General features: G+C 70.3%; 13 protein-coding genes, 1 tRNA gene and 1 pseudogene. 4 read left to right on the top strand and 11 right to left on the bottom strand.

Going from position 1 to position 13,616, the window contains the following annotated elements; genetic code table 11:
* Positions 1-6: 6 nt before the first annotated feature.
* From ND748_RS01950 to ND748_RS01925, 6 genes are all read right to left on the bottom strand, one after another.
* On the bottom strand, positions 7-1,335 hold the full coding sequence (locus ND748_RS01950) for a hypothetical protein (protein WP_251743649.1): 1,329 nt from the start codon (positions 1,333-1,335) through the stop codon (positions 7-9).
* 135 nt (positions 1,336-1,470) lie between these two features.
* Complete coding sequence (locus ND748_RS01945) at positions 1,471-2,301, bottom strand: carbohydrate ABC transporter permease (protein WP_251743647.1); 831 nt, start codon at positions 2,299-2,301, stop codon at positions 1,471-1,473.
* A complete protein-coding gene (locus tag ND748_RS01940; protein WP_251743646.1) occupies positions 2,298-3,224 on the bottom strand; it encodes a carbohydrate ABC transporter permease in 927 nt (308 codons plus the stop codon). Before ND748_RS01940 ends, ND748_RS01945 begins: the two co-directional genes overlap by 4 nt.
* Entirely contained in the window at positions 3,221-5,419 is a 2,199-nt protein-coding gene (locus tag ND748_RS01935) for a PQQ-binding-like beta-propeller repeat protein (RefSeq protein WP_251743643.1), read from the bottom strand. The genes ND748_RS01940 and ND748_RS01935 overlap by 4 nt, the downstream gene beginning before the upstream one ends.
* Before the next feature lie 140 nt (positions 5,420-5,559).
* A complete protein-coding gene (locus ND748_RS01930; protein WP_251743700.1) occupies positions 5,560-6,480 on the bottom strand; it encodes a MurR/RpiR family transcriptional regulator in 921 nt (306 codons plus the stop codon).
* 172 nt (positions 6,481-6,652) lie between these two features.
* A complete protein-coding gene (locus tag ND748_RS01925; protein ID WP_251743642.1) occupies positions 6,653-7,561 on the bottom strand; it encodes a hypothetical protein in 909 nt (302 codons plus the stop codon).
* Between the two features lie 272 nt (positions 7,562-7,833).
* On the opposite strand from ND748_RS01925, the gene ND748_RS01920 reads away from it, so the two are divergent.
* Together ND748_RS01920 and ND748_RS01915 are read left to right on the top strand one after the other, a co-directional pair.
* Entirely contained in the window at positions 7,834-8,523 is a 690-nt protein-coding gene (locus ND748_RS01920) for a histidine phosphatase family protein (protein ID WP_374215823.1), read from the top strand.
* Positions 8,524-8,650: 127 nt separating this feature from the next.
* A complete protein-coding gene (locus tag ND748_RS01915; RefSeq protein WP_308205571.1) occupies positions 8,651-8,869 on the top strand; it encodes an XRE family transcriptional regulator in 219 nt (72 codons plus the stop codon).
* 198 nt (positions 8,870-9,067) lie between these two features.
* Here ND748_RS01915 and ND748_RS01910 read toward each other — a convergent pair.
* Positions 9,068-9,140: transfer RNA gene (locus ND748_RS01910), tRNA-Lys, on the bottom strand.
* Between the two features lie 232 nt (positions 9,141-9,372).
* Between ND748_RS01910 and ND748_RS01905 the strand changes: the two genes are divergently transcribed.
* Positions 9,373-10,221: an alpha/beta fold hydrolase gene (locus ND748_RS01905; RefSeq protein WP_251743639.1), complete on the top strand. Its 849-nt coding sequence runs from the start codon at positions 9,373-9,375 to the stop codon at positions 10,219-10,221.
* 88 nt (positions 10,222-10,309) lie between these two features.
* Here ND748_RS01905 and ND748_RS01900 read toward each other — a convergent pair whose 3' ends face one another.
* The 4 genes from ND748_RS01900 to ND748_RS01885 are packed head-to-tail and all read right to left on the bottom strand — an operon-like array spanning position 10,310 to position 12,969.
* Positions 10,310-11,590 (bottom strand): cytochrome P450, encoded by a 1,281-nt coding sequence (locus tag ND748_RS01900; protein WP_251743638.1) that lies wholly within the window; start codon positions 11,588-11,590, stop codon positions 10,310-10,312.
* Entirely contained in the window at positions 11,587-12,213 is a 627-nt protein-coding gene (locus tag ND748_RS01895) for an ATP/GTP-binding protein (protein ID WP_251743637.1), read from the bottom strand. The genes ND748_RS01900 and ND748_RS01895 overlap by 4 nt, the downstream gene beginning before the upstream one ends.
* The gene (locus ND748_RS01890) at positions 12,194-12,553 is read right to left on the bottom strand and encodes a DUF742 domain-containing protein (protein WP_044885944.1); all 360 of its coding nucleotides are present in this window, start codon (positions 12,551-12,553) and stop codon (positions 12,194-12,196) included. Before ND748_RS01890 ends, ND748_RS01895 begins: the two co-directional genes overlap by 20 nt.
* Positions 12,550-12,969, bottom strand: coding sequence for a roadblock/LC7 domain-containing protein (locus tag ND748_RS01885; protein WP_044885945.1), 420 nt, complete (start codon positions 12,967-12,969; stop codon positions 12,550-12,552). The genes ND748_RS01890 and ND748_RS01885 overlap by 4 nt, the downstream gene beginning before the upstream one ends.
* Positions 12,970-13,157: 188 nt before the next feature.
* Between ND748_RS01885 and ND748_RS01880 the strand changes: the two are divergent.
* A pseudogene (locus ND748_RS01880) lies at positions 13,158-13,616 on the top strand (hypothetical protein); the annotation flags it as partial.

The raw sequence follows: 13,616 nt of genomic DNA, 5'->3' as shown, positions 1-13,616 counted from the left end.
CGGTCGTCACTTCCCGACGAGCTTGTTGACCTGGCTGACCGCCGAGGCCACCGCCGCCTGCGGATCGGCACCGGTGGACAGCTGCTGGGTCGTGGTGGTCAGCGTGTCGAAGATCTGCTTCGTCGCGCTGCCCTTGAACCCGCCCCAGACCGACAGCGGCTTGTCGTAGGACCAGGCGTACTTCAGCTGCGGGGTCGCGGTCGACCCGGCCAGCAGCTCGGTCGCGGCGTCGGAGTTCACCGGGATGTAGCTGTAGCCGGTGCCGCTGGCGGCCAGGGAGATGTCCTTGCTGAGCATCAGGGAGATCATCGCGTTGGCGTAGGCGGCCTTGCACGGGTCCTGGGACAGCACGAGCCAGCCGTTGCCGCCGGCGGGCAGGGGGCCGGCGTCGGTGCCGTTGAGGGTCGGCAGGTCGACGGGCATCCACTGGAACTTCGAGCCGACGCCCTTTCCGATGGTGGCCACGATCGAGGTCGTGTAGGCCATGAACGGCAGGTTGCCGGCCATGAACTGGGCCATCGCGTCGGTGCCGCCGACGTTGAGCAGCACCTTGTCCTTGGCCAGGGTGCTCCAGATGCTCAGCGCCTTGACCCCGGTGGCGTCGCCGAACCCGGCGCTCCCATCGGCGTTGACGAATTTTCCGCCGGCGGCCTGCACGAAGCCCTGGCTGAACCAGTCGGGCAGCCCGTCGGTGGAGATGTTGATCGAGGGCTTGCCGGTCTTGGCGGTCAGCGTCTGGGCGGCCTTGATCAGTTCGGCGTAGCTGGTGATCGGCGTGCTGGGGTCGATGCCGGCGTTCTTCAGGGCCGTCTGGTTGACCAGCAGCACCGGGGCCGAGATCTGGAACGGCGCGATGTAGACCTTGCCGTTGGCGGTGCCGGCAGCCAGGAACTGCTTCTGGTAGCCGGCGGGCAGCGTGCTCTGGTCGATCTCGGCGGGGTGGTAGCTGTCGACCCAGAAGGTCAGCTGGGACAGCCCGGTGTTGATCAGGTCGTCGGGCTTGCCCACGGCGGCGTCGGAGACGACCTGCTTGGTCAGATCGTTGTACGAAGCGGTCGCCGAGGCTTTGGCGTCGAACTTCAGGCCCGGGTACTTCTTTTCCATCGCGGTGACGGCGAGTTTGACCGCGGGCGCGGACTGCGGGCCGAAGTTGAGCTTGAGGGTGACACCGTCGGGCTTGCAGGTGGCCAGGTCGGCGGCCTTGGCCACGGTGCCGGTCAGCGCCGGGCCGCCGGCACCGGCAGTTGAGCCGGAGCCGCTGCCGCAGGCGGCGAGAGCCAGCGCGGTGGCCGCGGCCAGTGCCGCGGTGCCGAGCAGAGAACGACGAGTGGACATGGCAGACCTACTCCTTGGGTTCGGCGAGGATTGCCGTGGGGGGCGAACGGGGGCGAACGGGCGTGACGGAGGTGAACGCGAAGTCGTGGGCCGCTTGGGACGAATCAGCGAATCGGGTCGCCGGGTCAGGAACGGTCAGCCGGCGATTTCGCCGCCGGCCATGCCCTGGACGAAGCGGCGCTGGGCGAACAGAAAGAGGATCAGGATGGGTGCGGTGACGATGGCCGCGCCGGCGGCCAGGGCCGAGTAGTCGAAGCCGATGTCGGCCTGCTGGAACACCGCGAGCCGCAGTGGGGGAGTGGCCAGGTCGGGGCTGCGGGCCACCAGCAGCGGCCAGAGGTAGTCGTTCCAGTGGGTGAACACCGAGAAGATCGCGAAGGCGGCGATCGAGGGCATGGACATCGGCACGACGACCCGCAGCAGGGTGCGCCACGGGCCGAGCCCGTCGGTCCTGGCCGCGTCGAGCAGCGCGTCGGGGATGGCGAGCATCTGCTGGCGGAGCAGGAAGATGCCGAACGCGCTGCTGTAGAACGGCAGCACGAGCCCGATCCGGGTGTCACCCAGCCCGAAGATGTTGATGCCGATGAACGTGGGCACCATGGTGGCCTGGGTCGGGATGAGCAGGCAGGCCAGCACGACCCCGAACAGGACGCCGCTGCCCCTGAACCGGATCTTGGCGAAGGCGTAGGCCGCCGGCACGCACGTGATCAGCTGTAGTAGCAGGATCGCGCCGGTGATGATGAGCCCGTTGAGCAGTGCCTGACCGAGGTTGGCCTTGTCCCAGGCGCGGGCGAAGTTGCCGAAGTCCAGGTGCGAGGGCCAGAAGCCCAGCCCGTCGGCCAGCTGCTGGCTCTGCGGAGCGAGTGCGGTCCGCAGCATCCAGTAGAAGGGGAACAGCGAGATCACGACGGCGATGAGTACCAGCAGCCATCTGATCAGCCGCGCTGGGAGCGCAGTGGTGGTCATCGCTGCTCCGCCGAGAACGCGCGGCGGCGGATCAGCCCGATGCCGATGAGCACCGCGATCAGCACGAACGACAGGGCCGACGCCTTACCGAGCTGGAAGTACGAGAAACCGACCTTCCAGGTGTAGGTGAGGACGGTCTCCGAGGACTCCTGGGGACCGCCCTGGGTCATCACGTTGATCTGGTCGAAGGCCTGGATGGAGGTGAGGATCGAGAGCACCGTGGCGAAGACGATCGTCGGCTTGATCATCGGTAGGATCAGCGTGCGCAGCTTGGCCCAGCCGCGGATACCCTCGGCCGCCGCTGCCTCGTGGATCGCCCCGGGGATGGTGGTGAGCCCGGCGAGGAACAGCAGCATGGTCAGCGAGACACCGCGCCAGACCCCGACGAGGGCCACCGAGATCAGCGAGTACCGGGTGTCGTTGAGCCAGTTGATCGGCGCAACACCGATCCAGGCGAGCGCCTGGTTGGCGAACCCGCCCTGCAGGGCGAAGATCCACTTGAAGACCACGGCCATCGCGACCAGGTTGGCCGTCATCGGCAGGAACAGCGCGGTCCGCACCAGGGTCCGACCGTGTCGCAGGCTCTCGGCCAGCAGCGCGAGCAGCAGTCCGAGAACCAGGCTCGGGATGATCGTCATCACGCAGTACAGCAGGGTGTTCTCGATCGCCCGGTGCGCGGCCGGGTCGCCGAACACGGACGTGTAGTTGTCGAAGCCCACCCACTTCCAGTTCGCGCCGGGGGCGAGCGGGATGGCGAAGAAGCTGCCGATGAAGGAGAGCAGGGCCGGCAGCAGGACGAACAGCCCGATGCCGCTCATCGCCGGGGCGATGAAGACGTAGGGCGTCGCGCGGGTGCGGTTGGGGTCGATGAGTGTGTCGGCCGCGGCCGGCGATGGCACCGGCTTGTCGAGGACGGTCGTCACAGCAGCGCGTTTCGTTCGATGGCGGTGACCACCCCGTCGACCGCGATGGCGATGATCAGCTCGTCGGTGACGGCCACCGGCGCCGCGACCGGGGCGCCGACGTTCACCTCGGCCAGCCGCTTGCCCGACGCGGCGTCGAGGGCGTAGATGTGCCCGTCGAGGCCGGAGACCAACAGCCGCACCGAGCCGTCGGAGCCGTCCTCGGCCGGGACGGGTACCGGTCCGGCGAACAGCACCTGCGGGGTGCGGGTGTAGCTGGCCATCGCGAGCTCGGCGGCCGACTCCATCGGCGTGCGCCATCGGATCGAGCCGTCGACCCGGTCGAGCAGGACGACGTCGGTGCCGGCGAAGACGGCCGCGATGCCGTCGGGGACCGAGGCCGGGGTGGCCGGGCTGAACGGCAGCTCGGTGGTGAGCTGCCAGCGGCCCGCCCCGTCGCGGGCGTCGATGGCCGACAACCCCGACGGGGTCGGCACGCACAACGTGTCGCTGGCCTGGTCGTAGAGCGGGGTGCCGATGGGCCAGAGGCTGCCGATGAGATCGGTGAGGTTGCCGCCGAGCTGCCAGGTGACCTCGCCGGTGTGCAGGTCGAGGCCGGCGATGCCGATCGGTGCCGGAAAGTTGGCGAGGATGAGGGTGTCGCCGAGCACGAGCGGGTTGGAGTGCGAGACCAGCGTCTGGTACGCGCACAGGTCGGTGCGCTCCCAGCGCAGCTCACCGGTGTCGGCGTCCAGGGCGCGCACGTGGGACAGGTCGCCGACGATGAGGATGCCGTCGGCGACCACCGGATCGGCCCAGGCGAACAGCCGCAGCGGGTCCGGTGACGGAACCCGCCAGCGCTCGGTGCCGGTCTCGGCGTCCAGGCTGACGACGTCGCCGCTCACCTCGACGGCGATGACGTGACCGTGGTGGGTCACCGGCGTGCCCTTGGTCGAGGCCCGTAGCTCGGCCTGCCACAGCTGGGATCCGTCGCGCAGTGACAGCACCTCGACCGCGCCCGAGGGGAGGTCCTCGCGCTTGACGCCGGCGATGACCCGATCGCCCTCGACGCGGACCGGCGCCCGGTGACCGGCTCCGGAGAGCTGGTGGCGCCAGCGCACGACCGCATCCCCCTCGCTGGCATCCCCCTCGCTGGCGTCGCCCCCGCCGGCGCCGCCCTCGGCCGCGTTACCCCCGGCGGTGCCGCGGTGGATCGCCGCCGGCATCGCGAAGGTGGCCCGCTCCAGGCCGGTGCGGGCGATGGCCCGTGTCTCCAGGCCGAGCTGCTCGCCGTCCCAGCGCACGATCCGGTACGACGGGGGCGAGTAGTCCAGCCCGGCGAACAGCGGCGTCGGCGTGTTGACATGAATCGTCCTGCCGATGCGAACCACCCGGGACGTGTGCCGGTGCCCGGAGAAGGTGGCCACCGGGTCGCTGGGCAGCCCGTCGAGAATGGAGGTCCAGGGCTGGTCGTGGCTGAGCAGGATCCACGGGGTGGTCGGCCCGATCTCCTCGAGGTCGGCCCGCAGCCAGGCATCCTGGGCCGCGTCGTCGAGGCCGAGTTCGTGGGTGTGCCAGTCGAGCGCCACCACGTGCAGGCCCGGCAGGTCGAAGGAGAACCAGCGGGGACCGAGGTTGCGTTCGTAGCCGCTCGGCTCACCGGTGTTGATCGCGTAGTTGTTTCGACTGACGACGAAGCCGACTTCGTCGCCGCCGGCCATGTGGTCGTGGTTTCCGGGTAGCACGTGCACCGGCAGGGTCGAGGTGTCGACCGCCCGGCGCAGCGCGTCGAACTCGGCGTCGCTGCCCAGGTCGGTGAGGTCACCGGTGGCGATCACCGACTGCACCTCGGCCGCCCGCTCGGGCAGCCCGCGCAGGAACAGGCTCAGCGCGTCCTGTGAACCGATCTCCGCACCCGGCGGGTAGAACTTCGTGCCGTTGTCGACCGAGACGTGCAGGTCAGAGACGTGCACGAACCGGTAGACGCCGCTGTCGGCGGTCTCGCCCGGGACGAGGGTGAAGGTGACGTCGGTGGCGGTGGCCGGGACGAACCACGGGGCCGCGGTGAAGCCGGCCGGGCGGGTGAGGAACACGAACGGCCCGGTGGGGGTCAGGCTGAACGTGCCGTCAAAGCCGGTGCGCGTGATCGTCTGTCCGTCGCTGATCATCACGTTGGGGACGGGCTCCCCCCGCGCGCCGAGCACTTTTCCCTGCATCGCTTCTCCCTTTCGCTGCTCGTGGGCAGCACGGCATGTTTCGGGCAGCACGGCATGGCCGTTCGGGCCACGGCGGTCGGCGGAAATGGTTGGGTGCAGCGGGGGTCACACGCGGTGTACGGGCGGTGTTACAGGTGGTGTTACAGGCGGTGTTCGATGAGGATGTCGGCGGTCTCGGCGAGGGCGAGCTGGGCGTTGGGCTGGCGCAGGGCCAGCAGCACGAACAGCGCGTCGAGGATGGTCAGGTGGACGATGCGGCTGGTCATCGCCTCGATGCGATAGGCGGTTTCGCGACTCCCGGCCACCAGCACGTGATCGACGAGCTCGGTGAGTGGCGAGGTGGCGAAGCTGGTCAGCGCCACGGTCGCGGCGCCCGCAGCGGCGGCGGCTCGGACGGTGGCCAGGGTCTCGACGGTCGAGCCGGTGTGGCTGATCGCGAAGCACAGATCCTCGGCGGTGAGCATCCGAGCCGTGACGTGCTGGACGTGCACGTCGGCGGCGAAGGAGGCGTCGAGTCCGATGGTGGTGAAGCGGTAGGCGACGTCGGCGGCGAGCGAGGCCGAGGTACCGACGGCGGCGAAGACGATGCGACGGGCGTCTCCGAGCAGTTCGGCGACCTGCCCCATCGCCTCGGCGTTGACCGACTGGGCGGCTGACTGCAGGGCATTGGCCGCGCCGGAGAGGACCTTGGTGGTCACCTCGGCCGGACCGTCGCCCGGCTCGATCTCGTCGAGCAGCTGTCGCTCGGCCGGGATCGACTCGCGGGCCAGCGCCAGCTTCAGCTCCTGGAAGCCCCGCAGACCCAGCGCCTGGCAGAACCGCACCACCGTCGCCGGGGAGCTGCCGGCGATCTGGGCCAGGTCGCTGACCGACAGATGCACGACCCCGACCGGGTCGGACAGGATGGCTCGGGCGACCCGCTGCTCGGCCGCCGACAGCGACGCGGAATTGGCGCGGACGTGCTCCATGATCGGGCCGAGGGAGCCATGCGAGCCATGCGAGCCGGGCGAGCCGGGCGCGACGCCCGCGGGTCCGGGTTGGGTGACGTTCTGCGGGGTCATGGTCACGAATTTCACGTTAGGCCCCGCCCTGGAACACCCGATCGTGCCCAGATGAAGCACGGATGAACGTTTCACCTGGATCGACGGGTCGAAAATACATTTCATGGTGCCGGAATCCTGGGGCGTTCGACCCGGGTCGCTGCTGGCGCGTGCACAGTGACCGCGCCTTCCATCACCTGCTGTAGCGAGAAGCCTCCGGCGCGGGCGTCGTGATCATCCCATCGCGGGAACGGGTGACGGTGAGTAGCAGAGGCAGGCGGATGCCAAGGCGGGCGGTGCAGTCGGCGACAGCTTCGGCCAGCCACCCGACCGCGTCGCACGACCATTCTGCCAGCTCGCCACGTAGCGCCACGCCGTGCAGGCAAGGGCCGTTCCAGGAGCGGTCGTGGAGCGGCGGAGGGACGACGGCGTCCTGGCCTGCGACCTCGTGGGATCCGCAGGCGAACGCGTGCTGATCCAGGCGGCCAAGGTGGTCGACGAGGCGCTGGGCGACAGCACCGATCACCGGATCCCGGCCACTGTTGATGTTGACCTTCACCGACGTTCGTGCAGCCGGATCGCACTCGGTGAACCAGGGGACCGTCTGGATCGCCGGCACGGGCGCGTACGGCGGGCGCGACGCGGGGTCGAGACCCTGCACCGGCAGGAGAACCTGCACCGTGGACAGGTGCGGCGTGCCGGCCCGCGCTGTCGCGTCCACGGCGCACCGCAGGAACGGCTGCACCGGCAGCGGCCGGTCGTCGGCCACCGCGCTCGCCCCGACCTGGAACCACGAGATCAGCCCCGCTCCGGCGGCAGCGAGGGGGTGACTCCACCCGGCGTCGTTCATGCCCCACAGCCCCGGTGCGCGCCGCATGCGGTCCTCGATGCCGCCCCCGGCCGAGGTGTCGTCAAGCCAACCCATGGCGATCGACCGATGGTAGAAAAGCGAGTAGGCGTCCAGCTCCGACCCGGGATCGCGCCAGGCATGCGGAACCAACTCGCCGTACAAAGCAGCGAACATGGTGCCCGCGGCCCGGCGAATCCCGGGCACCACACCCGGCTGAGCTGCGACGCCACGCTCCGGCACATGCTCCGGCACCCTGGAACCTCCCCGGTCTCGCCTCGCGGCCGCGACGTTCCTCCTGGTTCACGCCTACGTCGACGTGGTTACGCCACGACGGGCCGTGGAGCAATGACCGGCGGACCTATCCAACGTGGGGTGAATGTCCGGCCGGGTGGGTCGGCATCCGCGACCACGTGAGCCCTGGGCCAGGACCGGCCGGCGGTGTCGGCGTCCCGCGGGGTAGCTCGTCGACGAGCGCATGCAGGGGAAACAGCTCTGCCACGGCGCCAACGCTAGACTCGGTCGCGATGCGCCTGATGCTGCTCCGACATGGCCAAACCCCCTCCAACATCGTCGGCGCCCTCGACACGGGGCGGCCGGGAGCCGAGCTGACCGCCCTGGGCCACGCGCAGGCCGGCGCGCTGCCCGACGCACTCCGCGGTGAGACGATCTCGGCGATCTACGCCTCGGTCCTCGTTCGCACCCAGCTCACCGCGGCGCCCCTCGCCGAATCACGGGGGCTGGGAGTCGGAGTTGTGGAAGGCATCGAGGAGATCGCCGCGGGCGAGCTCGAGCTGCGCAGCGACAAGACAGCCATCGCGGCCTACTTCGACGTCACCGCCGCCTGGATCCACGGCGATCTGGACCGTGTGATGCCGGGTGGGCCGAACGGTCACATGTTCGTCGCCGGCTATGACACCGCGATCGCGAACATCGCGGCCACACACCGCAGGAACGACGCTCTCGTGCTCGTCAGTCACGGTGCCGCGATCCGAACCTGGGTCGGCATACGGGTCGGCGACATCGGGTCCGTCGAGGGTCGGTGGCTCGCGAACACCGGAATGGTCACGCTCGAAGGCGACCCCTCGGCCGGCTGGAACCTCGTTCAGTGGCATGGCGAACCGCTGGGCGGGTCCGCCCTTCCTGACGTCGCCGCCCACGATGTCGCTGGCGCCCCGCTGCGCGAGGCCGTCTCCGAGAATCGCGCGGCCGGGTAACGTTGGTCGTACTGATCCGGCGGCCGCCGGTGGCGACCGCGGGTGTCCTTTTCACCCGGTCAGAGGAATGACCGATGGGGTTGGGGTCCCGGCGCAACGGTAATAACGTGGGGTTACCGAAGATCACATCCGGGCGTGGCACCTCACCCAGGTCCGTGCCGAGCAGGACCGCACCCAGTCCGACCTCGCCGCCGCGATGGGAGTCTCCCAGCCGCGCGTCTCCGCCCTCGAACGGGGCGAACTCGACAGCGTCACCCTCTCCACCCTGCGTGCCTATGTTGGTGCCCTCGGTGGCAAGCTTCGCATCGTCGCCGATTTCGGCGATCGGGAGTACCGCCTGACCTAACACCGACGACCAGTAGCGTCGCCCGCCCCCAGCGTCTCGGCCAGGCGGAGGCGGTTCGCATGGCTGCAACATGGTTGTCCGGTCAGGGCTCGAACCAGATGTCAAGGCCCTGACCAGCACTGTTCCATGGTGCTGGATCTTAAAGCGATCGATCGCGAACCGTATTCACCCAGGTCAGAAGCATGACCAGAAAGTGGGTGGGCCGTCAGGGACTCGAACCCTGAACCCGCCGGTTAAAAGCCGGCTGCTCTGCCAATTGAGCTAACGGCCCCGCGGGGCGATCCTACCCGGGTTGGGGTGGTCCTCGAAGCCTTCGGCCGCGGGATGCGAGCCGGGTGGTGGTCACAGTGTGACGCGGGTCATAGTGCGACGCGGGTCACAGTGCGCCGGACCGGCGCTTCCGTCGATGATGGCGATCTCCGACCTCACCTTCCGGATTCCGGACGTGTCACGCTACCGAGGCGGGCCGGGGGACGAGCATCCGCGAGCGTCGAGGAGCCCACGTGAGCGACATCAGCCCGGCCGCCGAATCCGAACCGAACGTCGCGAGTGCGGGGCACACGATCGTCTTCATTCACGGGCTGTGGCTGACGTCGGCGAGCTGGCAGCCGTGGATCGACCGGTTCGCCGCCCGGGGGCACTCCGGTCTCGCCCCGGAGTGGCCGGGGATGGACCGTGACCTCGAGGCGTTGCGGGACGCGCCGACCGCCGACAACCACGTCGGCGTGACCGAGGTGACGGACAGCTACGCGAAGATCGTCGCGGCCCTGCCGGAGGCGCCGATCCTCGTCGGGCACTCGTTCGGCGGGCTGATCGTCCAGCTTCTGCTCGACCGTGGGCTCGGGGCGGCCGGGGTGGCGATCTCGCCCGCGCCGGTGAAGGGCGTGCTGCGGCTGCCGCTGGCCACCCTGCGCTCGTCGGCGCCGGTGCTGACGAAGCCGGCGACTCGCGGCCGGGTGGTCGGGCTGACCGCGGACCAGTGGTTCTACGCGTTCGCGAACACGGTCAGCCGGGCCGAGTCCGACGAGCTGTTCGCGCGCCTGCAGGTGCCCACCCCGGGCCGGCCGCTGTGGCAGGCCGCGTTCGCGAACGTCAACCCGAAGGCGCCGAGCAAGGTCGACTTCGGGAAGACCGACCGGGCGCCGCTGCTGGTCCTCGGCAACGGCGCCGACCACACCGTCCCGGCATCGGTGAGCCGGGAGACGTACACCCGCCAGCGTAAGTCGGGGGCGATCACGGCGTACCACGAGTTCCCGGGCCGCCCGCACCTGACGGCCAGCGTGCCCGGCTGGGAGGAGGTCGCCGACCTTGCCCTCGCCTGGGCGCTGGCCCCCCGCTCCGGCGAGGTCTGAGCTCGTCGGCTCTCCGATGACCCTCCGGCGACCGTCCAGCGGCTCTACGGCGGCTCTACGGCAGGTCGGCGGCCCGTCGCCCGGTGGGTCAGGCCGGCGAGAAGTGCACCGGCAGGGCGGACAGGCCGCGCAGCCAGGGTGACGGACGCCAGACCAGTGCGTCGGGGGAGACGGCGAGGACGGCGTCGGGCAGCCGGTCGAGCAGCACCTCGACGGCGCCCCGCACGATCGTCTCGGCGATCTCCTGCGCGGGATACGGGCAGCGGTGCTCGCCGTGGCCGAACGACATGTGGGCGTGGTTGCCGCCGGGGCCGTCGAAGGAGTCCGGCCGCACCTGCGGGTCGCCGTTCGCCGCGGCGCAGCTCAGCACGAGCATGTCACCGGCCTGGATGTGCTGGCCGGCGAGCTGGGTGCTGCGGATCGCCCAGCGGCCGGACATGTTCTGCAGCGGGGTGTCCTCCCACAGCACCTCGTTGAGCGCCTGCGCGACGCTGCGCCGGCCACCGGAAAGGGTGACGGCGAAGCGGCTGTCGGTGAGCATCAGCCGCAGCGTGTTACCGATCCAGTCGGTGATCGGCTGCTGGCCGATCCCGACGATCAGCAGCAGGTCCCAGGACGCCTCCTCGTCGGTCAGCTTCCCGGGATGGGCGAGCAGCGCGGACGGGAGGTCGGCCCGGGGGCGGGCCCGCCGGTCGGCCAGCAGCGCGTTGATGATGGCGACGTACCGGGCGTGGCCGGCGACCGCCTCCGGGCCGGAGCCGTCCGTGGCCGCGTTCATCGACGCGAGCAGCTCGGGCAGGCCGGCCTCGGGAATGCCGATCATGCGGCCGGTCAGCAGCATCGGCATCGACTGGGCGTACTCGGTGATGAGGTCCGCCTCGCCGCGCCCGGCGAAACCGTCGATCAGCTCGTCGCAGGTCCGTTCGCACAGCGCCCGCAGCTCGAACAGGTCCACGTCGCTGAGCACGTCGTTCATGATCGCGGAGCGGCGCTCGAACTCGACGCCCTCCAGGTGCATCGTGTACGGCTGGTAGCCGACGACGGGGAGCAGCGGCCAGTCCGGCGGGATCCGGTCCCAGGCGTTCCAACGGCGCGGGTCGCGGCCGTACAGCTCCGGGTTGCTCGTCACGTAGTGCAGCTCCCGGTAGCCGAGGACCAGCCAGGCGGGGATGTCACCCTCGAGCAGGATCGGCGCGACGGGGCCGTGGACGCGGCGCATCTCCCGGTACATCTGCGCCGGGTTGTGCTGGAAGCGCGGGCCGTACAGCCGGACCGCCCCCGGATGGTCCGGGAAGCCCGGGGCCGGCGCCGGGTGGTCCGCCACGGCCGGCCCCCAGCCGTCGACGTGGTCGTGGTGCGGATGTGTCACGGCGAGGTCTCCCGGGCGGTGGACAGGGCGTACAGGTGGTTGACAAGTGCGATCAGCACCGACTTGCTCGACGCGCGGTGCCGGGCGTCGCAGTCGACGAGCGGGACGTCGTCGGACAGCGACAACGCCTCGCGCAACTGCGGCAGCGTGTGCTCCGGTTCGCCGAAGTTGTTGCGCGCGACGATGAAGGGCATCCCGTGGTGTTCCAGCCGGTCGATCGCGTACCAGGAGTCCGCGACCCGGCGGGTGTCGACGAGGACCACCGCGCCGAGCGTGCCCGCGAACAGCCGGTCCCACAGGAACCAGAAGCGCTCCTGCCCGGGGGCGCCGAACAGGTAGAGCACCATCCGCTCGTTCAGGCTGATCCGGCCGAAGTCGAACGCAACGGTGGTGGTGGACTTCTCCCGCACGCTGCCCGTGTCGTCGATGCCGATGCCGGCGCCGGTCATCGTCTCCTCGGTGCTCAGCGGACGGATCTCGCTCACCGCGCGGACCATCGTCGTCTTACCAACCCCGAATCCGCCGACGATCACGATCTTCAGCGCGTCGTTGACCGTGTTTGCCAGCGGGGCGCGGGAGCGTGGCGGGGCCTGGTCGGTGACCTCAGAGCTTCTTGAGTCCAACGAGCACCTGCTTCAGGATCTCGGGATGGGGCAACGGCGTCCTGACGACGGAGGCCGAGGGATGTCGCGCCGCGATCCGACCGGTGTCCAGCAGGTCGCAGAGCAGGATCTTCACCACGCTCACCGGCAGCTTCAGCTCGGCGGCGAGCTCCACGACGGCGACCGGCGTTCGGCACATCCGCAGGATCGCGGCGTGCTCGGACTGCATGCCCGGCGCCGGGTCGCTCTCACTGACGATCAACGTGACGAGGTCGAAGGCGTTCTCGTCGGCGCGGCTGCGCCCGCCGGTGACGGTGTAGAGCCGGTCGGGGTTCTCTCCGTCAATGGCCTCGCGGATCACGAGGCCGCGAACCCGGGGGCGGCCTCGCGGGGCGGGGCGCTGAGGTAGTCGCCGATCTGCTCGACCAGCTCGTTCATGTTGTGCCCGATGACGCCGGCGTCGGCGTCATCGGTCGCCACGACGGCGAGGTGAGCGCCCTGGCCGGCCTCGATGATGAACAGCAGCCCGCCGTGGAACTCGGTCATGGACTGCCGCACGCCGCCGCTGCCATCCCCGAACTCCACCGACGCGCCGTGCGAGAGACTCTGGATCCCGGAGGCGATGGCGGCGAGCTGGTCCGCCTGATCAACGCTGAGCCCGGAACTGCGGCAGAGCTTGAGCCCGTCCTTGGAGAGCACCAGGGCGTGTCGGGTTCCCGGAGTCCGCTCCAACAGGTTCTCCAGCAGCCAGTCGAGGTCACGGGTTCTCGTGTTCATGCTTTTCTCCGGCCGTGCGTAGGAGCGATCAGGAGTTGCCGTTGCGCCCGGTGGGACGGCCGCCGGGGGTGGGCCCGTCGGCATCGGCCCCGCCCCGCGTCTGGAACCACGTGCCCTTGTCCGGACTGCTGGCGGTGCCCCCGGCATCGGGGAGCCCTTCCGCCGGATCCGGCAGCGCGGTCGGTCCCGTGCGTGACGGCGGTAGCGGCAAGGGCGGCAACGGCGGCAACGGCCGGAACCCTGCCGCCGGCGGTGGCTCGGCCGCTCTCGCTGACACGCCGACCCTCGGTCAGGTGTCCTCCTCCGGCACGAGCCCCGACTTCGGTCAGATCCCGGCACCCGGCGAGGTCCCGGCACCCGGCGAGGTCTCCGTGTCCGGCGAGGAGCCTGCGTTGGGCGGCTTCGCCTCGTACACGCCGACCGGCGACTGGTTCCGGCCGCGGGGCATCGACCTCACCGCCGACGACCTCGCCGATCTCCCGAATGTCCTCGGCCGCGACGGCGTCGACCGGCCCACCGGCAGCTCAGCGGCCCGACCTGCCGCAACGCTGCCGGCCGGGGCCGGGGCCGGGGACGCCGCGGAGCTGCCCTCGATCGCCCAGGCCGTCGCCGCGCTCGACCGGCGACGCGAACGGGCAGCCCTGCGG

Source organism: Frankia sp. AiPs1 (assembly GCF_023716945.1).
Taxonomy (GTDB): Bacteria; Actinomycetota; Actinomycetes; order Frankiales; family Frankiaceae; genus Frankia.
This window is presented reverse-complemented; position numbering and strand designations above follow the sequence as displayed.

Coding starts and splice junctions, on each gene's coding strand:
- ND748_RS01950 (WP_251743649.1), bottom strand. CDS start 1,335: ATGTCCACTCGTCGTTCTCTGCTCGGCACCGCGGCACTGGCCGCGGCC.
- ND748_RS01945 (WP_251743647.1), bottom strand. CDS start 2,301: ATGACCACCACTGCGCTCCCAGCGCGGCTGATCAGATGGCTGCTGGTA.
- ND748_RS01935 (WP_251743643.1), bottom strand. CDS start 5,419: ATGCAGGGAAAAGTGCTCGGCGCGCGGGGGGAGCCCGTCCCCAACGTG.
- ND748_RS01930 (WP_251743700.1), bottom strand. CDS start 6,480: ATGACCCCGCAGAACGTCACCCAACCCGGACCCGCGGGCGTCGCGCCC.
- ND748_RS01920 (WP_374215823.1), top strand. CDS start 7,834: ATGCGCCTGATGCTGCTCCGACATGGCCAAACCCCCTCCAACATCGTC.
- ND748_RS01885 (WP_044885945.1), bottom strand. CDS start 12,969: ATGAACACGAGAACCCGTGACCTCGACTGGCTGCTGGAGAACCTGTTG.